The 23,554-nt window shown below is 67.6% G+C and carries 15 protein-coding genes, 2 pseudogenes and 1 riboswitch; of the genes and pseudogenes, 7 read left to right on the forward strand and 10 right to left on the reverse strand.

What is annotated here, in order from left to right; all coding sequences use genetic code 11:
• Together RWO33_RS11690 and RWO33_RS11695 are read left to right on the forward strand one after the other, a co-directional pair.
• Window positions 1-297 (forward strand): annotated as a pseudogene (locus RWO33_RS11690) (efflux RND transporter periplasmic adaptor subunit); the annotation flags it as partial.
• Between the two features lie 4 nt (window positions 298-301).
• Entirely contained in the window at window positions 302-3,460 is a 3,159-nt protein-coding gene (locus RWO33_RS11695) for an efflux RND transporter permease subunit (protein ID WP_314104971.1), read from the forward strand.
• Window positions 3,461-3,613: 153 nt separating this feature from the next.
• On the opposite strand, the gene leuB is transcribed toward RWO33_RS11695, so the two are convergent.
• The 9 genes from leuB to ilvC form a co-directional block, all read right to left on the reverse strand.
• Window positions 3,614-4,675: a 3-isopropylmalate dehydrogenase gene (gene leuB / locus RWO33_RS11700; protein ID WP_314104972.1), complete on the reverse strand. Its 1,062-nt coding sequence runs from the start codon at window positions 4,673-4,675 to the stop codon at window positions 3,614-3,616.
• Window positions 4,665-5,243, reverse strand: a complete 579-nt coding sequence (gene leuD / locus RWO33_RS11705) for a 3-isopropylmalate dehydratase small subunit (protein ID WP_314104973.1) — start codon at window positions 5,241-5,243, stop codon at window positions 4,665-4,667. The genes leuB and leuD overlap by 11 nt, the downstream gene beginning before the upstream one ends.
• Window positions 5,243-6,664, reverse strand: a complete 1,422-nt coding sequence (leuC, locus tag RWO33_RS11710; protein WP_314104974.1) for a 3-isopropylmalate dehydratase large subunit — start codon at window positions 6,662-6,664, stop codon at window positions 5,243-5,245. The genes leuD and leuC overlap by 1 nt, the downstream gene beginning before the upstream one ends.
• Before the next feature lie 46 nt (window positions 6,665-6,710).
• A complete protein-coding gene (locus RWO33_RS11715) occupies window positions 6,711-7,493 on the reverse strand; it encodes a methyltransferase domain-containing protein (RefSeq protein ID WP_314104975.1) in 783 nt (260 codons plus the stop codon).
• Window positions 7,494-7,501: 8 nt separating this feature from the next.
• Window positions 7,502-9,055, reverse strand: a complete 1,554-nt coding sequence (locus RWO33_RS11720; RefSeq protein ID WP_314104976.1) for a 2-isopropylmalate synthase — start codon at window positions 9,053-9,055, stop codon at window positions 7,502-7,504.
• Entirely contained in the window at window positions 9,052-10,149 is a 1,098-nt protein-coding gene (locus RWO33_RS11725; protein ID WP_314104977.1) for a threonine dehydratase, read from the reverse strand. The genes RWO33_RS11720 and RWO33_RS11725 overlap by 4 nt, the downstream gene beginning before the upstream one ends.
• A 120-nt stretch (window positions 10,150-10,269) precedes the next feature.
• Entirely contained in the window at window positions 10,270-10,530 is a 261-nt protein-coding gene (locus RWO33_RS11730; RefSeq protein ID WP_214901859.1) for an ACT domain-containing protein, read from the reverse strand.
• Window positions 10,514-12,250, reverse strand: coding sequence for an acetolactate synthase 2 catalytic subunit (ilvG, locus tag RWO33_RS11735; protein ID WP_314104978.1), 1,737 nt, complete (start codon window positions 12,248-12,250; stop codon window positions 10,514-10,516). The genes RWO33_RS11730 and ilvG overlap by 17 nt, the downstream gene beginning before the upstream one ends.
• A gap of 38 nt (window positions 12,251-12,288) precedes the next feature.
• Window positions 12,289-13,263, reverse strand: coding sequence for a ketol-acid reductoisomerase (ilvC, locus tag RWO33_RS11740; RefSeq protein ID WP_145479266.1), 975 nt, complete (start codon window positions 13,261-13,263; stop codon window positions 12,289-12,291).
• Between the two features lie 495 nt (window positions 13,264-13,758).
• Between ilvC and ggt the strand changes: the two genes are divergently transcribed.
• The gene (gene ggt, locus RWO33_RS11745) at window positions 13,759-15,477 is read left to right on the forward strand and encodes a gamma-glutamyltransferase (protein WP_314104979.1); all 1,719 of its coding nucleotides are present in this window, start codon (window positions 13,759-13,761) and stop codon (window positions 15,475-15,477) included.
• Between the two features lie 525 nt (window positions 15,478-16,002).
• Here ggt and RWO33_RS11750 read toward each other — a convergent pair.
• A complete protein-coding gene (locus tag RWO33_RS11750) occupies window positions 16,003-17,574 on the reverse strand; it encodes a BCCT family transporter (RefSeq protein ID WP_314104980.1) in 1,572 nt (523 codons plus the stop codon).
• A gap of 82 nt (window positions 17,575-17,656) precedes the next feature.
• Window positions 17,657-17,758, forward strand: a riboswitch (TPP riboswitch).
• Window positions 17,759-17,872: 114 nt separating this feature from the next.
• Between RWO33_RS11750 and thiC the strand changes: the two genes are divergently transcribed.
• From thiC to RWO33_RS11770, 4 genes and pseudogenes are all read left to right on the forward strand, one after another.
• Window positions 17,873-19,750 carry a phosphomethylpyrimidine synthase ThiC gene (gene thiC, locus RWO33_RS11755; RefSeq protein ID WP_314104981.1) on the forward strand — a complete coding sequence of 626 codons (1,878 nt, stop codon included), beginning with the start codon at window positions 17,873-17,875 and terminating at the stop codon, window positions 19,748-19,750.
• Between the two features lie 68 nt (window positions 19,751-19,818).
• On the forward strand, window positions 19,819-20,496 hold the full coding sequence (locus RWO33_RS11760; RefSeq protein ID WP_314104982.1) for an ion channel: 678 nt from the start codon (window positions 19,819-19,821) through the stop codon (window positions 20,494-20,496).
• Between the two features lie 250 nt (window positions 20,497-20,746).
• On the forward strand, window positions 20,747-23,041 hold the full coding sequence (locus RWO33_RS11765) for a winged helix-turn-helix domain-containing protein (protein WP_314104983.1): 2,295 nt from the start codon (window positions 20,747-20,749) through the stop codon (window positions 23,039-23,041).
• 122 nt (window positions 23,042-23,163) lie between these two features.
• Window positions 23,164-23,554 (forward strand): annotated as a pseudogene (locus RWO33_RS11770) (AraC family transcriptional regulator); the annotation flags it as partial.

The raw sequence follows: 23,554 nt of genomic DNA on the forward strand, positions 1-23,554 counted from the left end.
GGCACCCTGCAGGTGCCGCTGGGCGCGGTGCTGCGCGGTACCGATGGCAGGGCCAGCGTGTGGGTGGTGAACCCGGCCGACGGCGCGATCAAGGCAACGCCGGTGACGGTGGGCGCCTACGGTCCCGACGCGGTGCCGGTCCTGTCCGGCGTGGCCGCGCAGGACTGGGTGGTAGCCGCCGGCGGCCACCTGCTGCGCGAAGGCCAGGTGGTGACCCCGGTGGACCGGCAGAACCGACCGGTGCTGAAGCCGGCCGCCGCCCCGGCCGCTGGCGCTGCCCGCGGCAAGGGGCACTGACCCCGTGCGCCGCTTCAATCTTTCCGAATGGGCGCTGGGCAACCGCGCGCTGGTGCTGTTTGCCATGCTCGCCTTCGCCATCATCGGCGCCTGGTCGTACAAACACCTGGGCCAGTCCGAGGATCCGCCGTTCACCTTCAAGGTGATGGTGGTGCGCACGATGTGGCCGGGCGCAACCGCCGAGCAGGTCTCGCGGCAGGTAACCGAGCCGATCGAAAAGGCGCTGCTCAATACCGGGCAGTACGAATTCATCCGCTCGTACTCGCGTCCGGGCGAATCGCAGGTGATCTTCGCGGCCAAGGACAGCCTGCGCTCCAAGGCGATCCCGGAGCTGTGGTATCAAGTGCGCAAGCGCGTGGGCGACATCAAGCCGAACCTGCCGCGGGAAATCGTCGGCCCGTTCTTCAATGACGAGTTCGGCGACACCTTCGGCAACATCTACGCGCTGACCGGGCAGGGCTTCGACTACGCGGTGATGCGCGACTACGCCGACCGCATCCAGCTGGAACTGCAGCGGGTGCCGGACGTGGGCAAGATCGAGCTGGAAGGCCTGCAGGACGAGAAGGTCTGGATCGAGTTGTCCAACACCAAGCTGGCCACGCTGGGCGTGTCGCTGCAGCAGGTGCAGCAGGCGCTGGCCGACCAGAATGCGATTGCCGCCACTAGCTTCTTTGAAACCCCTACCGACCGCGTGCAGCTGCGCGTGACCGGGCAGTTCCAGAGCGTGGACGACATCCGCCGCTTCCCGATCCAGGCCGGCGACCGTACCGTGCACCTGGGCGACATCGCCGAGGTCAAGCGCGGCTTCGCCGACCCGGCGTCGCCGAAGATGCGCTTCATGGGCGAGGATGCCATCGGCATCGCGGTGGCGATGAAGGATGGCGGCGACATCCTGAAGCTGGGGACCACCCTGGATGCCGAGTTCGAACGCCTGCAGAAGACGCTGCCCGCCGGCATGCAGCTGCGCAAGGTCTCCGACCAGCCGCATGCGGTGGAAGAATCGGTCGGCGAGTTCGTGCAGGTGCTCACCGAAGCGGTGGTGATCGTGCTGCTGGTGAGCTTCTTCTCGCTGGGGCTGCGCACCGGCCTGGTGGTGGGGGTGACCATTCCGCTGGTGCTGGCGATGACCTTCTTCGTCATGCACTACTTCGACATCGGGCTGCACAAGATCTCGCTGGGTGCGCTGGTGCTGGCGCTGGGCCTGCTCGTGGACGACGCGATCATCGCGGTGGAGATGATGGCGACCAAGATGGAGCAGGGCTACGACCGCCTGCGCGCGGCCAGCTTCGCCTGGGAATCCACCGCCTTCCCGATGCTGACCGGTACGCTGATCACCGCCGCCGGCTTCCTGCCGATCGCCACGGCCGCCTCCAGTACCGGCGAATACACCCGCTCGCTGTTCCAGGTGGTGACCATCGCACTGGTGGTGTCGTGGATCGCGGCGGTGCTGTTCATTCCCTACCTGGGCGACAAGATGCTGCCGGACCTGTTCAATCCGCAGCCGCCCAAGCCGGGCAGCTTCGCCGCGCGCTGGCACGCCCGCCGCACGGCGTGGGGCGAGCGCTTCCCGGCGCTGGCACGCTGGATCGTGCCCAAGCAGCACGCGCACGACCACGACCCGTACCAGCGCCCGTTCTACACCCGGTTCCGGCGCTTCCTGGATACCTGCCTGCGCCATCGCTGGTGGGTGATCGCTGCCACCGCGGCGCTGTTCGTGTTCTCGCTGCTGATCTTCCGCTTCGTGCCGCAGCAGTTCTTCCCGGATTCGACCCGGCCGGAGCTGATGGTGGACATCGAGCTGGCGGAAGGCGCCTCGCTGGAGGCGACCAAGGCGCAGGCGGCAAAGCTGGAAAAGCTGCTGCACGGTCGTGATGGCATCAGCAACTACGTGGCCTATGTGGGGACCGGTTCGCCACGTTTCTACCTGCCGCTGGACCAGCAGCTGCCCGCCACCAACTTCTCGCAGTTCGTGGTGCTGACCGAGAACGCCGACGCGCGCGAGGCCACCCGCGACTGGCTGATCAAGGACGTGATTCCCCAATTCACCGACGTACAGATGCGCGTGACCCGCCTGGAAAACGGACCGCCGGTGGGCTACCCGGTGCAGATGCGCATTTCCGGCGAGCACATCGACCAGGTGCAGGCGATCGCGCGCCAGGTACAGGCCAAGGTGCGCGAGAACCCGCACGTGATCAACGTCAACCTGGACTGGAGCGAGCCGAGCAAGGTGGTGCGACTGGTGATGGACCAGGACCGTGCGCGCGCGCTGGGCGTGAGCAGTGCGCAGGTGAGCCAGTTGCTGGGCACGTCGCTGTCGGGCATGAGCGTGAGCACGTACCGCGAAGGCAACCGCCTGATCGAGATGCTGCTGCGCGGGCCGGAGAACGAGCGGGTACGGCTGGACATGCTGGGCAGCCTGGCCATTCCGACGGCCAGCGGCACCTCGGTAACGCTGTCGCAGGTGGCGCGGCTGGAGTATGCATTCGAGGACGGCATCATCTGGCATCGCAACCGGCTGCCGACGGTGACCGTGCGCGCCGACGTCGGCGACGCCACGCAGCCGCTGGACGTGGTGCAGCAGATCCTGCCGACGCTGGACGGCATCCGTGCCGAGCTGCCGTCGGGGTACCTGCTGGAGACCGGCGGCACGGTGGAGGATTCGGCGCGCGGACAGGATTCGATCAAGGCCGGCATGCCGCTGTTCCTGATCGTGGTGGCGACGTTGCTGATGCTGCAGCTGCGCAGTTTCTCGCGCGCGGCGATGGTGCTGGTGACGGCGCCCCTTGGCATCATCGGGGCTACGCTGTTCCTGCTGCTGTTCCGTGCACCGTTCGGCTTCGTCGCCCTGCTCGGCACGATCGCGCTGGCCGGCATGATCATGCGCAATTCGGTGATCCTGATCGACCAGATCCAGCAGGACATCGACGCCGGGCATGACCGCTGGCACGCGATCATCGATGCGACGGTACGCCGTTTCCGCCCGATCGTGCTGACCGCGCTGGCGGCGGTGCTGGCGATGATTCCGCTGTCGCGCAGTGCGTTCTACGGCTCGATGGCGATTTCGATCATGGGCGGGCTGATCGTCGGCACCGTGCTGACCCTGGTGTTCCTGCCGGCGCTGTATGCGGCGTGGTTCCGGGTGAAACCGGGCGAGGCCCGGTAGGGTCTCGTCCAGCCTTGTGTATCCCGAAGGGGATGCACAAGGGGGGTAGAGCGGACTGTCAGTCCGCTGCCGTTCGCGCGGTGTGTGGGTCTGCGCCAAGAGCAGCGGACTGACAGTCCGCTCTACCAGTCCGCTCTACCTCTGCGCCGCCGCTCATCCCAACCGCGCCAGCACCGCGTCGGTGGCCTGGGTGGTGCTCACCGCCTGGCCTTTCGCAGCCAAGTCAGCAGTAAACACCCCGTCATCCAACGCCGCATGTACGGCCGCTTCCACGGCGGCGGCTTCAGCTTCCAACCCCAACGAATGGCGCAGCAGCATCGCGGCGCTGAAGATCGTGGCGTAGGGGTTGGCGATGCCCTTGCCGGCGATGTCCGGTGCCGAGCCGTGGATCGGCTCGTAGATGCCCACCGCCCCCGGCTCGCCCAGCGACGCCGACGGCAGCAGGCCCAGCGAGCCTGCCAGCATCGAGGCTTCGTCGGTGAGGATGTCGCCGAACATGTTCTCGGTCACGATCACGTCGTACTCGCGCGGCTTGGCCAGCAGGTGCATGGCCATCGAATCGACCAGCTGGTGCTCCAGCGCGATTTCCGGGAATTCCTCGCGGCCGATCCGCGCCGCCACGTCACGCCACAGGCGCGAAGTTTCCAGCACGTTGGCCTTGTCCACCGAAGTGACCTTGCCACGGCGCTGCCGTGCCAACCGGAACGCACTGCGCATCACCCGCTCGATCTCACCCACGCTGTAGCTGCACAGGTCGCTGGCGGTGTCGGCGGTGCGGGTCTTTTCGCCGAAGTAGATGCCGCCGGTGAGCTCGCGCACCACCACGAAGTCCACGCCCTCGAGCAGCTCGGCCTTGATCGGCGACGCTCCCAGCGCTGCCGGATGGGTGCGCACCGGGCGCAGGTTGGCATACAGGCCAAGCGCCTTGCGGATCGCCAGCAGGCCCTGCTCCGGACGCACCTTGGCGTTCGGGTCGGACCACTTCGGGCCGCCGACCGCACCGAGCAGGATCGCGTTGGCGCCGCGGCAGGCTTCGAGCGTGGCCGCCGGGAGCGGTTCGCCGTGACGGTCGATGGCGATGCCGCCGATGTCGTGTTCGCTGAAATGGAAGGTGTGGGCAAAGCGCTCGGCCACCGATTTCAACACCGCCACCGCCGAGGCGGCGACCTCGGGACCGATGCCATCACCAGGCAATACGACAATCTCAGCGTGCATGTTCACTCTCGTAACGTTCGATTTCGGGGGTTCGACCCAACAGATACCCCAACTGGTCCACGCCTTCCAGCAGGCAGGTCTGCGAGAAGCCGTCCAGCGGGAAGGCATACACGCGGCCGTCGGGCGTGCGCAGTTCGCGTGACGCGATGTCGATGGTCAGCTCGTCATCCGGCCGCTGCATCAGGGTCTGCACGTCGGCTTCGTCCAGCACGATCGGCAGCAGGCCGTTCTTCAGCGCGTTGCCGCGGAATATATCGGCGATCTCGCTGCTGACGATGGCGCGCAGGCCCAGGTCGGCCAGCGCCCACGGCGCATGTTCGCGCGAGGATCCACAGCCGAAGTTGCGCCCCGCCAGCAGGATGCTGCGGCCGGCATTGTGCGGCTGGTTGAAGGCGAAGCCCGGGTTCGGGGTGCCGTCGGCCTGCCAGCGCCAGTCGTTGAAGGCGTGCTTGCCCAGGCCCGCGCGTTCGGTGGTGGACAGGAACCGCGCCGGGATGATCTGGTCGGTGTCGATGTTGGTCTCGCGCAGCACCACGCTGGTCGAGGACAGGGTACGGACGCCGCTCATCAGGCCACCTCCTGCGCGGCATACAGTTCACGCGGATCGGCCACGCGGCCGTTCACCGCCGCCCAGGCGGCGGTCATCGGCGACGCCAGCAGGGTGCGCGACCCCGGGCCCTGGCGACCTTCGAAATTGCGGTTGCTGGTGCTCACCGCCAGCTGGCCGGGCGCGACCAGGTCGCCGTTCATGGCAATGCACATTGAGCAGCCCGGTTCGCGCCATTCGGCGCCGGCCGCGCGCACGATCGCATCGATGCCTTCCGCTTCGGACTGGCGCTTGACGATCTCCGAGCCCGGCACCACCAGCATGCGCACGCCGTCGGCGATGCGGCGGCCCTGCAGCACCTGCGCCACCTCGCGCATGTCGCTCAGCCGGCCGTTGGTGCAGGAGCCGACGAACACCACGTCCACCGGGGTGCCGGCCAGGGTCTGCCCGGCATGGAAGTGCATGTAGTCCAGGCCCTTCTGGTCGGCCGCATCATTGGCCGCCGGAATCGGCGCGTCCACCGCGATGGCGGTACCCGGATGGGTGCCCCAGGTCAGGGTGGGGCGGATGTCGGCCGCGTCGATGTGCACTTCGCTGTCGAAGCGCGCGCCGGCATCGCTGCGCAGCTGCGTCCACTGCGCTACGGCAACGTCGAACTCAACGCCCTTGGGCCCGCGCGGAGTATTGGCCACCCAGTCGAAGGTGACCTGGTCGGGCGCGACCATGCCGGCGCGCGCGCCGGCCTCGATCGACATGTTGCACAGGGTCATGCGCTGCTCCATGTCCATCGCCGCGATCGCGCTGCCACGGAACTCCAGCACATGGCCGGTGCCGCCGTTGACGCCGATCACGCCGATGATGTGCAGCACTACATCCTTGGCACCCACGCCCGGCGCCAGCGTGCCGTCCACGGTGATCGCCATGGTCTTCGCTTTGCGCTGCAGCAGGCACTGGGTGGCCAGCACGTGGCCCACTTCACTGGTGCCGATGCCGAACGCCAGCGCGCCGAACGCACCATGGGTCGAAGTGTGGCTGTCGCCGCAGACAATGGTCATGCCCGGTTGGGTGAAGCCCTGTTCCGGCGCGATCACGTGCACGATGCCGCGGTTGGCCGACTGCAGGTCGAACAGCTCGATGCCGTGCTCGGCGCAGTTGCGCGCCAGCATGGCCACCTGGGCCTCGGAGGCGGCGCTGGCGTACGGCAGCTTGCCGTCGGCCCCGGCCGGCAGGGTCGGGGTGGAATGGTCCATGGTCGCCTTGGTCCGGTCCGGACGGCGCGGGGAGAGGCCGCGTTCGCGCAGTTCGGTGAAGGCCTGCGGCGAGGTCACTTCGTGGATCAGGTGCAGGTCGATGTACAGCACGGCGGGCGCGCTGTCCGATTCGGGCACGACCACGTGGGTGTCCCACAGTTTGTCGTACAGGGTGCGGGGAGCTGGGGTCATGGAATGGCCTTGCTGTGGTTCATGTGACAAGTCTTTCAACTGTGTATCAGAAGGTGCGCAGCCGCGCATCGAAACGCAGCCGCACGTAGTCGGCGGTCCACTGGCCATGCGCGTCGCGCTGGCTCGGCGTCAGCAGCGCCACGCTGTCGTCGAGGACGCGCTGGAGCTGCTCGGCGTCCAGGCCCACCAGGAACGGCGCGGCGAAGGTGCGCAGCCAGCCGTGCATGCCGGTGGGCAGGACGGTAGGGCGCGCCGTTGATTCGATGTGGCGCACCTGGAAGCCGTGCGCGCGCAGGCGCTCGGCATACTCGTCCTCGTCGGGGAAGTACCACGGAAACGCCGGCACCGCATGGCCGTTGCTGCACAACGCGGCCTGCAGCGCGCTGGTGATGGTGGCCACGTTGCCCTGGCCGCCCATCTCCGCCACGAAGCGGCCGCCGGGACGCAGCGCACGCCGCACGCCGTCGATCACCTTGTCCGGTTCGCGCATCCAATGCAGTGCGGCGTTGCTGAACACCGCATCGAAGCGACGTTCGAAGGTCATCGCATGGGCGTCCATCAGCTGCGCGTCGATGCCGCGCGCGCGGGCGGCGCCGATCAGCTCGGGCGAACTGTCCACGCCGGTCACGTGCGCACCGCTGAGCGCCAGGTCGAAGCTCAGCACGCCATCGCCGCAGCCCAGGTCGAGGATCCGCTCGCCGCGCTGCGGGTCGAGCAGGCGAGCCACCGCCCCGCCGAGCAGCGGCACGAAGCCGGCGTCGATGGCGTAGTCGTGCGCGTTCCAGGTCTGGGAGGCGTCGGCGGTGTACGGGCTGTCGAAGGCGCTCATGGGATTCCTCAGGCGGCGGCGGTGGCCGCGGGTTGTTCGGCGCTGGCGTGGCGCTGGCGCAGCAGGCGGTTGGCTACGTCCAGCCAGGCCAGCGCGGACGCTTCGATGATGTCGCGGCTGGTGCCGGTACCCTCGTATTCGACGCCGTCGTGGCGCACGCTCAGGTTGGCTTCGCCGCGTGCGTCGGCGCCGATGCCCACGCTGTGCACGTGGTAGCTGTCCAGCATCAGCTGCACGCCGGTGGCGGCCGACAGCGCGCCGAACAGGGCGTCCACCGGGCCGTCGCCCTGCGCGGTTTCGGCCACGCGGTTGCCGTCCGGGTCGGACAACTCGACCAGCGCATTGGCGCGGCTGCCGACGTCGCTGATGGTCATCGAGGCCAGGCGGTACCCGTTCTGGGTGGAGCTGCCCTGCATCAACACCTGCAGGTCGGCGTCGGTGACCACGCGCTGCTGCTCGCACAGGGCCTTGAACTGCTCAAATACCAGCTTCAGCTCTTCCTCCTCCAGCCAGAAGCCCAGGGCGCGCAGGCGCGCTTCCACCGCAGCCCGACCGCTGTGGCGGCCCAGCACCATCTGCGAGTTTTCCCAGCCCACGTCCTCCGGACGCATGATTTCGTAGGTGCCGCGGTGGCGCAGCATGCCGTGCTGGTGGATGCCGGACTCGTGCGCGAACGCATTGGCCCCGACGATCGCCTTGTTGCGCTGGACAGGCATGCCGACCAGACGCTGCAGCAGCTGCGAGGTAGAGACGATGCGCGGGGTGTTGATCCGGGTGTCTTCCTCATAGAAGGCGTTGCGCACTTTCAGCACCATCGCCAGTTCTTCCAGCGAGCAGTTGCCGGCGCGCTCGCCGATCCCGTTGATGGTGCATTCCACCTGGCGCGCGCCGCCTTCGATGGCGGCCAGCGAGTTGGCCACGGCCAGGCCCAGGTCGTTGTGGCAGTGCGCACTGAAGATGATGCGGTCGCTGTCGGGAACCCCGGCGATGACCCGCTGGAACATGCCGCGGATTTCTTCAGGGGTGGTGAAGCCCACGGTGTCGGGCAGGTTGATGGTGGTGGCGCCGGCGGCGACGGCCACGCGGGCCACCTCGACCAGGAAATCTTCTTCGGTGCGGGTGGCGTCTTCGGCGGAGAATTCCACATCGTCGATGTAGCTGCGCGCCAGGCTGACATGCTTGTGCACCGATTCCAGTACCTGCTCGCGGCTCATGCGCAGCTTGTGCTCGCGGTGCAGCGGGCTGGTCGACAGGAACACGTGCAGGCGGGCGTTGGCGGCCGCGTCCAGGGCCTTGGCCGAGGTCTCGATGTCGCCGGCCAGGCAGCGCGACAACACGGCCAAGGTCGGGCGGCGCACTTCGCGGCCGATCATCGCCATCGCGTCGCGGTCGGACTGCGAGCTGGCCGGGAAGCCGGTCTCGATGATGTCCACGCCCAGCTCGTCGAGCGCGCGCGCCATCACCAGCTTCTGCTGCGGGCTCATGCTGCAGCCGGGCGATTGTTCGCCGTCGCGCAGGGTGGTGTCGAAAATTCGAATTCGGGGGGAGTTGGGCGTATTCACCAGGAGGTCTCCTCGACGGCAAGGTCGGATGGCAAGGCAGGGGAAGGACGGACGATGGAATTCGGGGGTGGTGCAAGCACGGTCGGTAGCGGCGGCCGGGTCCGCTCGCTGGCGCGGCGGCGCGGTTTGCGCGGCGCGCGCGGGCGGATGTCGGCCAGCAGCTGGGCCAGCACCATCGCGTCGATGTTGCCGCCGGACACCACCGCGCATTTGCGCTTGCCGGCGACGCGGCGGCGGGCGGCCAGCGCCAGTGCGCCGGCGCCTTCGGCAATGATGTGTTCTTCCAGCGCCAGCCGGACCAGGGTCTCGCGCAGCTCGGCTTCGCGCACGATCACCACGTCATCCAGCAGCGCACTGCACAGGCGGCGGGTCAGGGTGCCAGGGATTTTCACTTTCACGCCGTCGGCCAGGGTGGCCACCGGTGCGATCTCGCGCGTGTCGCCGCGGATTGCGCGGGCCATCGAATCGACGCCCTCGACCTGCGCGCCGACGATGCGCACGCCCTGCGACTTCAGCGCCAGCGCGACGCCGGAGGCCAGCCCGCCACCGCCGATCGGCACGATCACCACGTCCGGCGCATGCGCGGCCAGTTCAATGCCCAGCGTGCCCTGGCCAGCGATCACGTCGGGATCGTCGAAGGCGGACAGGAAGCGGTAGCCGTGCTGGTCGGCCAGGGCGCGGGCGAAGGCGTAGGCCTCGTCGTAACTGTTGCCGTGCTGGCGCACGGTGGCGCCCCAGTGGGCAACGCCGGCGATCTTGGTCGCCGGGGCGCCGTGCGGCATCACCGTGATGGCCGGGATATCCAGCCGGTACGCCGACCACGCCACGCCCTGGGCGTGGTTGCCGGCGGAAGCGCAGATCACCGGCCGGTCGTCGCCGCGCTCGCGCCCGGCCAGCAATGCGTTCAAAGCGCCGCGCACCTTGTACGAGCCGGTGCGCTGCAGGTTCTCCAGTTTCAGCCAGGTGCCGAAACGCTCCGCGTAGTGCAGTGGCGTCGGCGGCAGGAAACGGCGCAGCCGAGCCTGCGCGGCCAGCACGTCGGCGACGCTTACGTCGCCTACTTCCGATTCCTGCGGGGCACGGCTAGCCGGCATGACCACCCCGGTTCCGGCGGCGGGCAGAGTGTAGAGCCACGCCCTGCGTGGCTGCGCGGACCACCAGGCCCTCCGGAAGAAGACCCCTCCGTACCGGCACCGGTACCACGGCGCGGGCGTTCATACGGTTACTCCACTACCCGGCTCCAGTGCGCTGATCCGCACCGAAACACAGTCATAGATCTTCTCGATCTGACGGCACAGCGTCTCCGGCGGACGAGTGCTGTCCACCACCAGCTGCAGGTGCCAGCGACCATCGTCGGCAGCATTGGGCGCACCCACGATAGCGCGCGGCGCAAAGCCACGGCGTTCGGCCATGCCGATCACGCGCAGCAGCGCGCCTTCGGCGGGAACCAGCACCAGGTCAAGCCGGTATTGCATGGGGGAACTCCTGGGGCTGGTGGGCGGGGTTGCTTTCCAGCATCGTGCTGTTGGCGTTGTTAGGCGGCACCAGCGGCCATACGTTGGCGCGCGCATCGATGGCCACATGCAGCAGCGCCGGGCCGGGTTCGGCCAGCAGCGCGGCCAGGCCGCCTTCGACGTCGTCGCGGGCTTCGATGCGGGTAGCCGGGATGCCGAACACCTTGGCCAGCGCGGCGAAGTCCGGGTTGTCGGACAGGTCGATCTCGCTGTAGCGCTCGGCGAAGAACAGTTCCTGCCACTGCCGGACCATGCCCAGCGAGCTGTTGTCCAGCAGCACGATCTTCACCGGCAGGCGGCAGCGGGCGATGGTGGCCAGCTCCTGCACGTTCATCATGAAGCTGCCGTCGCCGGAGACCAGCACCACGGTGCGGTCGGGGCAGGCGAACTGCGCGCCCATCGCCGCCGGCAGGCCGAAGCCCATCGTGCCCAGCGCACCGCTGGTCAGGTGGTTGCGCGGATGGTTGAAGCGGCAGTGCTGGGCCACCCACATCTGGTGCTGGCCGACATCGCAGGCAATGATCGCGTCGGCCGGGGCCAGCTCGCTCAACCGCTTCAGCAGCGCCGGTGCGTAGATGTGCGCGCCCGGTGCGTCATAGCGCGCGGCGAAGCGCTCGCGGTGCCCGGCGCAACGCTTGCGCCACGCTTCCTGCGAGGCAGGCGCGCCCGCCAGTGCCGCGGTCAGCGCGCGCAGTGCGCTGCCGACATTGCCAGGCACCGCCACATCGGCGGTGCGCAGCTTGGAGATCTCGTACGCGTCGGCGTCGATATGGATGACCCGGGCGAACGGGGCGAACTCGTTCAACTTGCCGGTAGCGCGATCGTCGAAGCGGGCGCCGACCACCACCAGCAGGTCGCTCTCCTGCACGGCCATGTTGGCCGCGCGGGTGCCGTGCATGCCCAGCATACCCAGGTAGTGCGGGTGCTGCGCCGGCAGGCCACCCAGGCCGCGCAGGGTCAGCACGGTGGGAATGGCGGTGGCGTCGACGAAGGCACGGAAGTCCTCCACCGCATCGCCCAGCGCGACGCCGCCGCCGGCGTAGATCACCGGCTTTTCGGCCGCCTGGATCGCGGCGATCGCCTCGGCCAGCGCGGCGTCCTGTGGTGCCGCCGGAGGATTCACCGTTTCCGGCACATGCGCCGGCAGGTGGCTGGCGTCGGCGATCTGCACGTCTTTGGGCAGGTCGATCAGGACCGGACCGGGGCGTCCTTCGCGGGCGATCCGGAACGCTTCACGGACCACGCGCGGCAGGTCGTCCACCGAACGCACCAGCCAGCTGTGCTTGACGATCGGCAGGGTCAGCCCGAACACGTCCAGTTCCTGGAACGCGTCGGTGCCCAGCAGCGGGGTGGCGACCTGGCCGGTGATGCAGACCATGGGTACCGAATCCAGCATCGCATCAGCGATGCCGGTGACCAGGTTGGAGGCGCCGGGGCCGGAAGTGGCCACGCACACGCCGACCCGGCCGCTGGCGCGGGCATAGCCGTTGGCGGCCAGGGCGGCGCCCTGTTCGTGGCGCACCAGGATGTGCTTCAGCCCTGAATCCACCAGGGCGTCGTAGAAGGGCATGATGGTGCCGCCCGGATAGCCGAACAGCGTATCGACGCCCTCGGCTTCCAGGGCCTGCGTCAACCAGCGTGCGCCGTTGCGGGGCGCGGTGCTGTGTGCGGAGGTGTTCATGCGGTGACCTTTGCGAAAGCGGTGGGGGAGCCGCGCGGTTACGCGGCTTGACTTTGCAACCAGACCATCTTGGCGCGCAGTTCCTTGCCTACCTTCTCGATCGGGTGCTCCAGGTCGGCCTGCTTGAACTTGTTGTAGTTCGGCAGGCCCGCTTCGTACTCGGCCACCCAGTTCTTGGTGAAGGTGCCGTCCTGGATGTCGGTCAGCACCGCCTTCATGCGCTCCTTGGTACCGGCGTCAATGACGCGCGGGCCGCTCACGTAATCGCCGTACTGCGCGGTTTCGGAGATGAATTCCAGCATGCGGGTGATGCCGCCTTCGTAGAACAGGTCCACGATCAGCTTCAGCTCGTGCAGCACTTCGTAATAAGCGATTTCCGGCTGGTAACCGGCTTCCACCAGCGTTTCAAAGCCGGCCTGGACCAGCGCCGAAGCGCCGCCGCACAGCACTGCCTGCTCGCCGAACAGGTCGGTCTCGGTTTCTTCCTTGAAGGTCGTCTCGATCAGGTTGGCGCGTGCGCCGCCCAGGCCGGTGGCGTAGGCCAGCGCGTACTCGGCGGCCTTGCCGCTGCGGTCCTGGTACACCGCCCAGATGCACGGCACGCCACGGCCGATCTCGTACTCGCGGCGGACCAGCGCACCCGGGCCCTTGGGCGCGACCAGCACCACGTCCAGGTCATCGCGCGGGGCGATCATGTTGAAGTGCACGTTCAGGCCGTGCGCGAACAGCAGCACTGCACCCTGTTTCATGTTCGGCGCCAGCACGTCTTCGTAGAGCTTCTTCTGCACCATGTCCGGGGTCAGCACGGCAACCAGGTCCGCGTCTTTCACCGCCTCGGCCGGCGCCTTGACGGTGAAGCCGTCGGCCTGCGCCTTGACCTCGGTCGGGCCGCCCGGACGCAGGCCGATGACCACGTCGAAACCGGATTCACGCAGGTTCAGTGCGTGGGCGCGGCCCTGGCTGCCGTAGCCGACAACAGCGATCTTGATCTGGGGCAGGTCGTTGGTGCTCATGGGGGAGGTCCTTTGGCGGAAAGAAAATCGAAGGGTTCTGAAACGAAAAAACCCGCACCTGGGCGGGCGCGGGTTTTGATGGATACCTGGCAGTTCTGCTTACACGCCGGTCCGTCCCGCACCTGTTGGTTGGGTAATAAGTACGAGGACAAGGAGCGAGGCGCTCGCGGCCGCACCGGAACCGGTGGGCGGGAAGGAATCGCGAATGGGCGTGTGGCGCTGCAACATGTGATCGAGAAAAACACAGCGGTTTCGGCGCTGTCAACCGTCGTGGGTCGATTTCCAACAGTTTCGCCTGTATCCAGCGCAAAGCCCTGTGCTGCAAGGATGGTTGCGGCTGAAAGCGTTACGGTGAACCCGGATTCAAGTATTGAAACGGGGTTTCCGCGCGGAACATTGGCTTTCACCCGTGTCGTACATGACCATTGTCGGATGTGCGCGAGGGGTGCCTGCGGCGACCATCGGGCAGTTGCTTCCCTCATTGGAACCCTGTCCGTGTCCCGACCCCTTGCCCGTGCCGTCCTGGCCACTGCGCTGCTGTGCGCGCTGCCCGTGTTCTCTTCCGCTGCCGACCGGGTTACCGGCCACGGCTTCGCCACCCGTTCGGAGGTGATTGCGCCGCATGCGATGGCGGCGACCTCGCAACCGCTGGCGACCCAGATCGCGCTGGATGTGATGAAGGGCGGCGGCTCGGCGGTGGATGCGGCGATCGCGGCCAATGCCGCGCTGGGGTTGATGGAGCCGACCGGCAACGGGGTGGGCGGTGACCTGTTCGCGATCGTATGGGATCCGAAGACGCAGAAGCTGTACGGCTATAACGGCTCGGGGCGTTCGCCGAAGTCGCTCAGCCTGGCCGAGTTCCAGCGCCGCGGGCTGACGGAGATTCCGGCCACGGGGCCGCTGCCGGTGTCGGTGCCGGGTGCGGTGGACGGCTGGTTCGCGCTGCACGAGCGTTTCGGGCGCAAGCCGATGGCGGACAACCTGGCCCCGGCGATCCGCTACGCGCGCGAGGGCCACCCGGTGGCGGAGGTGATCGCGTATTACTGGGACCGCTCCGTACCGAGGCTTTCGCAGTATCCCGGCTTCAAGGAGCAGTTCACGGTCAACGGCCACGCGCCGCGCAAGGGCGAGCTGTGGAAGAACCCGAACCTGGCCAATACGCTGGAACAGATCGCGCAGGGTGGCCGTGATGCGTTCTACAAGGGCGACATCGCGCGCACCATCGGCAGTTACTTCAAGGCCAACGGCGGCTACCTGAGCTATGACGACATGGCCAGCCACCACGGCGAGTGGGTGGAGCCGGTGAGCAGCAACTACCGGGGGTATGACGTGTGGGAGCTGCCGCCGAACAGCCAGGGCATCGCTGCGCTGCAGATCCTCAATGTGCTGGAGGGCTACGATTTCTCGAAGATTCCGTTCGGCTCGCCGGAGCACGTGCATCTGTTCGTGGAAGCCAAGAAGCTGGCGTTCGCCGATCGCGCGCGCTTTTACACGGACCCGGCGTTCCAGCCGGCGCCGGTAGCGAAGCTGGTGTCGAAGGAGTACGCGGCGGAGCGGCGCAAGCTGATCTCGATGGACAAGGCGTTGCGCGAGGTGCAGCCGGGCACGCCGAAGCAGCTGGAAGAGGGCGACACGATCTACATGACCGTGGCCGACGCGGACGGGATGATGGTGTCGCTGATCCAGTCGAACTATCGCGGCATGGGCAGCGGCATGGCACCGCCGGGGCTGGGCTTCATCCTGCAGGATCGCGGTGAGATGTTCGTGCTGCGCAAGGACCATCCCAACGGCTACGCGCCGGGCAAGCGGCCGTTCCAGACCATCATCCCGGGCTTCGTGACCAAGGATGGCAAGCCGTGGATGAGTTTCGGGGTGATGGGCGGTGCGATGCAGCCGCAGGGGCATGCGCAGATCGTGATGAACCTGGTGGACTTCGGGATGAACCTGCAGGAGGCGGGCGATGCGCCGCGCATCCAGCATGAGGGCTCGACCGAGCCGACCGGCCAGGCGACGGCGATGAGCGACGGCGGCGAAGTGAACCTGGAAACCGGCTACCCGTACGAGACGGTGCGCGCACTGATGCGCAAGGGACACCGCGTGACGTTCGCGGACGGCCCGTATGGCGGCTACCAGGCGATCATGCGCGATCCGGAAACCGGCGTGTATTACGGTGCTTCGGAAAGCCGCAAGGATGGTCAGGCGGCGGGGTACTGAACGGGTCGGGCTGCACGGCTGCTCATGATTGCGATGTCCACCGTAGAGCCGGGCTCTGCCCGGCTGCTTCACGCATTTGGGCGAACAGCCCTCGGCTGATGCATGCCCCGAGCAGGGCCGGCGGGTGGGGGTTTGCGGGACACGCCGTGAATCCGTCCGTGGAGGCTTGTAGAAAACATCCATGTTTTCTATAGTCCCGCAAACCCGCCCCCGCCGACCCTCGACGGTGTGCTGCTGGCCACGGAAGATCAAAGGCGGTGCCGATCATTTCCATGTGCTACCGGGCGGTCGCGCGTTCCGTGCGTTCGTTCGGGAACCCACCGCGTAGAGCCACGCCCTGCGTGGCTGCCTTTTGCATCCGCATGCGACCATCTGTCGAGGGCGGCCGGCGGGTAGCCACCGGAGGGACTGTCAAAAACATGGATCTTTTTGCCAAGCCCCCAAGGACGGGTTTACGGCGTGTCCCGGAGCGTGGCTGGCCGACGGCCGCCCTGCACGGATGAACTGAAACGCTGCTCTTATCCCTTACGTATCCGCCCGCGACGCCTCATCGCGCGTCTCTTCCTGCGCGGCAATCTCGCGCTCGATCCACGCATCCATCATCTGCCGCGCGCGTCTGGCGCGGCGGTGCTGCAACTGGTATTCCATGTCCAGCACGCGGTACAGCGACCACATCACCGCCAGCATCAACAGTGCGAAGGGCAGGGCGGCGATGGTGATCATGCCCTGGAGCGCGTCCAGGCCGCCGGCCAGCAGCAGCACGGCGGCGATCAAGGCGATCGCCACGCCCCAGGTGATCCTGCGCGACAGCGGCGGGTCGCCGGCCTCATCGGTGGACATGCTGGCCAGCACCAGTACCGCCGAGTCCGCCGAGGTCACGAAGAAGATCATCAGCAGCACCAGTGCGATCACTGACAGCACCGTGGGCATCGGCAGGCTGTCGAACATGGTGAACAGCACGGTCTCGTAGCCGGTGGCCAGGGCCTGCACCAGGTCGACATGGCCGAAGATCTGCGACCACAGCGCGGTGCCGCCAAACACCGAGAACCACAGGAAGCCCAGCACGCTGGGCGCGATCACCACGCCAAGCACGAATTCGCGGATGCTGCGGCCGCGCGAGACGCGGGCGATGAACGAGCCCACGAACGGCGCCCAGGCGATCCACCATGCCCAGTAGAAGATCGTCCAGTCGGCCACCCAGGTGCTGCCCGAGAACGGCGACATGCGCAGGCTCATGGTCACCAGCTGGTTGAGGTACGAGCCGATGGTGGTGGTGAAGGTGTCGAAGATGAAGGCGGTGGGGCCCAGGACCAGTACCAGCGCCAGCAGGACGGCGGCCAGCCCCAGGTTGAAGTTGGACAGCCACTTGATGCCGCGGTGCACGCCGCTGGCGGTGGAGGCCATGTACAGCACGAAGGCGACCGCGATGATGGTGAGCTGCAGCGGCGCGCCGGCGTGGATGCCGAACACGCGCTCCAGCCCGGCGGCGATCTGGATGGTGCCGAAGCCCAGCGTAGTGGCCACGCCGATTGCGGTGGCTACGACGGCGGCCACGTTGACCACGGTGCCGATCCAGCCCCGATGGTGCGCGCCGATCAGGGGCTGCAGCAGGTCGCTGATCAGCCCACGGCCGTTGCGGTTGAACTGGAACCAAGCCATCGCCAGTCCGATCAGCGCGTAGATGGCCCAGGGATGCAGGCCCCAGTGGAAGAACGCATAGCGCATCGAGGCGCGCGCCGCGTCCATGCTCTGTGGCGCCAGGCCTTCGGGTGGGGTGACGAAGTGCGAGACCGGTTCGGCAGCGCCCCAGAACACCAGGCCGATGCCCATGCCGGCGGCGAACAGCATCGACATCCAGCTGGCATTGGAGAAGTCGGGCTCGGCATCTTCGCCGCCGATGCGCAGCGACCCCAGCCGGCCGAAGGCCAGGTAAAGCAGGAACGAAAGGGTGATGAACACCACCAGCAGGTACAGCCAACCGGCGCTGCGGATCATGTGGACCAGGCCGCCGCGGACGACCTCGTTGAACGGGTCCGGCGCGATGCCGGCAGCCAGCACCAGCAGCACGACCAGCGCGATGGAGAGTCGAAATACCATGCGCGGCAGTCTAGCCAACGGCGCATGACCCCGCTGTTCACATTACCTGGCTGCGCAACCGGGCGTGCCTGTGGTCTAATCCGCCCCGAAGCGGGGGTACCGCGGCCATGTGGCCACGGTTGAGACAGTCCCTTCGAACCTGATCCGGTTGATACCGGCGTAGGGAAGCTTCGCAACAGCCGATGCACCGCGCCGACCCAGCCCCCGCCTGGAAACCGCGCGTCGTGCGCCGGCCGTGCGCCGCCGCTTCGTCCCATGCCGTGCGAACCCTCGCACCGATAACCCAGGACGATGCCCGATGAACGCACACCCTTCCGCCCTGCATCAACAGGCCCAGCAGCTGTCCGAATCGGTCACGCGACCCATTCCCGGCTCACGCAAGATCCATGTGCAGGGCTCGCGCAGCGACCTGCAGGTGCCGATGCGCGAGATCGCACTGACCCCCACGCCCACCCTGTTCGGGGGCGAAGAGAACGCGCCGCTGACCGTCTATGACACTTCGGGGCCGTACACCGATCCGGACATCCGCATCGATCTCTCCACCGGCCTGCCGCCGCTGCGCGCCGGCTGGGTGGCCGAGCGCGGGGACACCGAACTGCTGCCACGCCTGAGCTCGGCGTTCGGGCGCTCGCGCGAAACCGACCCGCGCCTGGACGCGGTGCGCTTCCCGGCTCGGCTGCAGCCACGGCGTGCCGTGGCCGGTGCGAATGTCACCCAGATGCACTATGCGCGGCGCGGCATCATCACCCCCGAAATGGAATTCGTCGCGATCCGCGAAAACCAGCGCCTGGAGCAGGTCCGCGACAAGGCGTTGCTGGCCCAGCACCCGGGGCAGTCGTTCGGGGCCGCGCTCCCGGCCACGATCACTCCGGAGTTCGTGCGCTCGGAAATCGCGCGCGGTCGCGCCGTGCTGCCCAACAACATCAACCACCCCGAGAGCGAGCCGATGATCATCGGCCGCAACTTCCTGACCAAGATCAACGCCAACATCGGCAACAGCGCGGTGTCCTCGGGCATCGCCGAGGAAGTGGAAAAACTGGTCTGGGCGATCCGCTGGGGCGGCGATACGGTGATGGACCTGTCCACCGGAAAGCACATCCATGAAACCCGCGAATGGATCCTGCGCAACTCGCCGGTGGCGATCGGCACCGTGCCGATCTACCAAGCGCTGGAAAAGGTCGATGGCCGCGCAGAAGCGCTGAGCTGGGAGATCTTCCGCGACACCCTGATCGAGCAGGCCGAGCAGGGCGTGGACTACTTCACCATCCATGCCGGCGTGCTGCTGCGCCACGTTCCACTTACCGCGCGCCGGGTCACCGGGATCGTCTCGCGCGGGGGGTCGATCATGGCCAAGTGGTGCCTGGCCCACCACAGGGAGAATTTCCTCTACACGCACTTCGAGGACATCTGCGAGATCATGAAGGCCTACGACGTGACCTTCTCGCTCGGCGACGGCCTGCGCCCCGGGTGCATCGCCGACGCCAACGACGCGGCGCAGTTCGGCGAGCTCGAAGCGCTCGGTGAGTTGACGAAGATCGCCTGGAAGCATGACGTGCAGACCATGATCGAGGGCCCCGGCCACGTGCCGATGCAGCTGATCAAGGAGAACATGGACAAGCAGCTGCACGAATGCGGGGAAGCCCCGTTCTACACCCTCGGACCGCTCACCACCGACATCGCGCCCGGCTACGACCACATCACCAGCGCGATCGGCGCGGCGATGATCGGCTGGTATGGCACGGCGATGCTCTGCTACGTGACGCCCAAGGAACACCTGGGGCTGCCCAACCGCCAGGACGTACGCGACGGCATCATGGCCTACCGCATCGCCGCGCATGCCGCCGACCTGGCCAAGGGCCACCCGGGGGCGCAGGTGCGCGACAACGCGTTGAGCAAGGCGCGCTTCGAGTTCCGCTGGGAAGACCAGTTCCACCTGGGACTGGACCCGGAGAAGGCGCGCGAATTCCACGATGAAACCCTGCCCAAGGACGCGCACAAGCTGGCCCACTTCTGCTCGATGTGCGGGCCGCATTTCTGTTCGATGAAGATCACCCAGGACGTGCGCGACTACGCGGCCGGGCAGGGCCTGCACGAGCAGGAGGCGCTGGCGGCGGGAATGGCCGGGAAGTCCAGCGAGTTCCGTGCGCTGGGCGCGCAGGTCTACCGCAGGGAATGATCGTCATTCCGCGTCGGCGGGGCAGCCGGTAAGCTCCAGCCACCGCAGAGGGGCAGGGGACACCGGGCATGGCAATCGCACGCACCACCAAATGGCTGGCCATTGCCCGCCGGCATCCGTCGGCGTGGTTGCTGGGCGTGCAGCTGCTGGGCGTACTGCTGTACCCGGCGATGGATGAGGCCGGTGCCAGCCGTGCCCTGTTTGGCGCATTCGGCATCGCGGTGTTGGGGCTTGCGCTGTGGGTGGTGCGGCGCAGCCCGCTGGGGATGTGGGTGGCGCTGCTGCTGGCCATCCCCTCGGTGGTGTTTTCCATCAGCGGCGCGCTGCTCGGGCGACCGGCGCTGGCGACCACGGCGCAGTTGCTGGAGTGCCTGCTCTACTTCTATACCGCCGGCAGCCTGATCGCCTACATGCTGCAGGACCACAAGGTCACCCGCGACGAGCTGTTCGCCGCAGGGGCCACCTTCACCCTGCTGGCGTGGGCGTTCGCCTTCGCCTTCGCGGTCTGCCAGCAGTGGTATCCGGGCAGCTTCGTGGCCACCAGTGAAACTGAACTGCGCACGTGGATGGAGCTGCTTTATCTGAGCTTCAGTTTGCTTTCCGGGGTGGGGTTGAGCGATGTGGTGCCGGTTCATCCGCAGGCACGCGCCCTGGTCATGCTCGAGCAGTTCGCCGGGGTGATGTATGTGGCGCTGGTGGTGTCGCGGCTGGTCGGTCTGACCATGATCCGTAATGCCCGAAGCTGAATGCAAAATAAAACTTTGCTGAATCGCAGATAAAAAAATCGCGCCCGGAGGCGCGAATGGTGCAGCAGATTGTGTGGATTCGTCGGCGAGAGAGGGCCTGATGTCTTCCGGGCGCACAGGCGCCGTTTAACCTGCTTAGGCTAGTATTCGCGCGCTTCGTCGTTTTTGCCCTTTGCGTTGAAGCCATTTGCGGAATCTGGCGGTTCGGTCGCTGCGTTCCAGTTGTTCAGTTGTCGCATGCAGCACCGGAATGAACGTCATAGAGAGTGAGACACCCGCTGCCGACCGTATCCGGATCGGCGAATGCACCATCACGCTGTCCTCGCGTGAAGTGGTGGTGGACGGTGCGCGTCGTCCGCGCCGGCTGACGCCCAAGGCGCTCGGCGTGCTCAAGGTACTGATGCGGGTGCCCGGTGCGGTGGTGACGCGCGATGAGCTGTTTGCCGAGGTCTGGCCGGATACCCTGCCGACCAACGACGTGCTCACCCAGGCCATCACCCAGCTGCGCAAGGCCTTCTCGCGCGACGACGAAGCCGGCACCGCCTATATCGAAACCATTGCCAAGACTGGCTATCGGCTGCTGCAGCCGGTGTCGGCCGTGGTCGAGCCGATGCGCGATGCCGACAGCGCACCGGGCGAAGACGAGCGCGATGCGCTTGCCGCGGTGTTTGCCGCGCCGCGCCCGCGCAGCCGCTGGCGGCGGAATCGGCGCTACGTATTCCTTGCCATCGGCCTGCTGCTGACCATAGCCGTGCTGGTGCTCGCCGCGCTGCTGCTGCAGCGCCCGGCCGCCGTGGCGGCGGGTGGCGGCGTGCTGGAAGACGGCAGCCGCGTAGTCGGCAGCCCGCAGCGTCCCTACCGGCTGATCACTGCCACGGCAGGCTTCGAGACCTATCCCACGGTGTCCCCCGACGGCTCGCAGGTGGCGTACGAAGCCGACGATGGCGGCGGCGGCGGTAGCGCCATCAAGGTGCAGACCTCGGGCAACGCACCGGCGCGACTGCTCACCGATACACCGGCCGGGCACTCGGACCGGTTCCCGAACTGGTCACCGAACGGGCGCGAGATCGCCTTCGCGCGCTTCGGGCCCGAGGCCAGCTGCGAGGTGTTGATCGCCAGCGCCACCGGCGGTGCGGTCCGCCATGTGACGCGTTGCGACGGCACCGAACTGCTCAGCTTCGACTGGACCCCGGATGGCCGCGGGCTGGTGTTCGGCTCGCTGTCCGGTCGCCACGCGCACCGCGGGATCCGGGTCTTGGACATCGCCAGCGGCGCCTGGACGCCGGTGGCCTACCAGGTGGCTGACGACAGTTTCGACTACGCGCCGTGCTTCTCGCCGGACGGACGCTGGATCGTGTTCGTGCGCAACCCGCAGATCGGCGACCTCTGGCGCCTGCCCGCCGCGGGCGGCCAACCCGAACAGCTCACCAGCGACTCGGCCGAGATCCGCGGCTGGGCGTGGCGCGGCGACAGCCGCCACATCGTGTTCGGCCGCCGCGTCGACAGCGAAGCGCGGCTGTACGAACTGGACACCGACACGCGCACGCTGCGCGACGTCGGCCTGGACGATGCACAGTCGCCGGCACTGTCGCGGCACAACAACATGCTGGCGTTCGTGCACCGCAAGGCGCAGTTCGGCCTGTTCCGGGTGCCGGTCACCGATGGGCGCCCCGGCACGCCGGAACGTCTGTTCCCGTCCAACGGCCGCGACGGCCAGCCGATGCTGGCCCCGGATGGCCGGCAGCTGGTGTTCACCTCGGACCGCTCGGGCAACTACGGCCTGTGGTGGGCCGACCTGACCCGGCCGGAGTCGCTGCGTCCGGTGGAAGGATTGCGTCCCGAGACCCGCCAGGCGGCCGACTGGTCGCCCGACAGCCGTCACCTGCTGGTGTCCGGACGCGATGCCGAGGCACGTCCGGTCATCTACGAAGTGTCCCCGCGCGACGAACAGATCGTGGCGTTGCCGGTGCCGGTAGCGCAACCACTGCAGGCCCTGTATGCCGGCGACAACGACCACCTGCTGGTGGTCGAACGTGACCATGACGAGCACATGCGCCTGTCATTGTTCGACCGCCGCGTCACCCCGTGGAAGCTGCTCGGCAGTGTGGACGGGGTGTCGCAGGCGCGGTTGGACCCGGCCCACCAGCGCGTGCTGTTCACCCGGTTGTCGGCGGGCGGGCTGTGGTCGGCCGACCTGCGCCTGGATCCGGCCAGCATCCAGCAGGTCAGCGAGGACCGGCCGTCGCGCTGGCGCTACCGGACCTGGGCGGTAGCCCGCGATGGCAGCCTGGATTACCTGTCCAGCCGTGCCGATTGTTCGACAGTGTTCGCGCGCATCAACCAGCCCTCCGACGGTGCGGAAGTGTGCCTGGACAAGGACCGGCTTGCGGCCGGCAACGGCTTCAGCGCCGAGCCCGATGGCAGCGCCCTGTACCTGGCCCTGGCGGTCGCCGACGGCGCCGACATCGGCGTGATGACCCTGCCGGAGCCGCCGCGCCCGGTCTTCTCGATGGCGTCCAACCTGTTGTTCTGGAAAGGAAAGTAGTCGTCGTACTTTCTTCGTGACGGCGTCGTGGCGAATTCGGATCAATCTCGTCGAAACGTCCTGACCCAGTTGGCCTGATTTGGCAAAACGGGTGCCCCGTAACGGCAAACCCGGTGTACGTCATGCGTCAGCTTTCCCTGGCCGATCGCGGCCAATCGCTCTCCCTGGACAAGATCGTCGACGACGGTCCGCTGCCGACCTGCCTGGGCGTGGCCCGGCTGGGCAGCCTGCAGACCGCCGGCACCACCTTCACTGTGTGGATGCAGCTGCGCGGCAGCGCCTGGGTCGAGTCGAAGGAAGGCCGCTTCCGCCTGCGCCAGCGTGAGTGGATCGCGTTCGAAAAGGAATCCAGGCCGATGATCCAGGCCGGCCGCGACGGCCTCTGCATCGGCCTGAGCCTGACCCCGGACGCGCTGCGCGCGCTGGGCGAGCTGGCCGACTGCAGCCTGTACGCCGGGCGCGGCAGCATGTCGCGCAGCGAAGTGCGGGTCGCCCTGCGCCTGTGGCGCGACG

Origin of the sequence: uncultured Stenotrophomonas sp. (assembly GCF_963519925.1) — a bacterium.
Classification (GTDB): domain Bacteria; phylum Pseudomonadota; class Gammaproteobacteria; order Xanthomonadales; family Xanthomonadaceae; genus Stenotrophomonas; species Stenotrophomonas maltophilia_AE.

Coding starts and splice junctions, on each gene's coding strand:
- RWO33_RS11730 (WP_214901859.1), bottom strand. CDS start 10,530: ATGCAATACCGGCTTGACCTGGTGCTGGTTCCCGCCGAAGGCGCGCTG.
- RWO33_RS11765 (WP_314104983.1), top strand. CDS start 20,747: ATGAACGTCATAGAGAGTGAGACACCCGCTGCCGACCGTATCCGGATC.
- RWO33_RS11715 (WP_314104975.1), bottom strand. CDS start 7,493: ATGAGCGCCTTCGACAGCCCGTACACCGCCGACGCCTCCCAGACCTGG.
- leuD (WP_314104973.1), bottom strand. CDS start 5,243: ATGAGCGGCGTCCGTACCCTGTCCTCGACCAGCGTGGTGCTGCGCGAG.
- leuB (WP_314104972.1), bottom strand. CDS start 4,675: ATGCACGCTGAGATTGTCGTATTGCCTGGTGATGGCATCGGTCCCGAG.
- RWO33_RS11760 (WP_314104982.1), top strand. CDS start 19,819: ATGGCAATCGCACGCACCACCAAATGGCTGGCCATTGCCCGCCGGCAT.
- ilvG (WP_314104978.1), bottom strand. CDS start 12,250: ATGAACACCTCCGCACACAGCACCGCGCCCCGCAACGGCGCACGCTGG.
- RWO33_RS11750 (WP_314104980.1), bottom strand. CDS start 17,574: ATGGTATTTCGACTCTCCATCGCGCTGGTCGTGCTGCTGGTGCTGGCT.
- RWO33_RS11725 (WP_314104977.1), bottom strand. CDS start 10,149: ATGCCGGCTAGCCGTGCCCCGCAGGAATCGGAAGTAGGCGACGTAAGC.
- thiC (WP_314104981.1), top strand. CDS start 17,873: ATGAACGCACACCCTTCCGCCCTGCATCAACAGGCCCAGCAGCTGTCC.
- leuC (WP_314104974.1), bottom strand. CDS start 6,664: ATGACCCCAGCTCCCCGCACCCTGTACGACAAACTGTGGGACACCCAC.
- ilvC (WP_145479266.1), bottom strand. CDS start 13,263: ATGAGCACCAACGACCTGCCCCAGATCAAGATCGCTGTTGTCGGCTAC.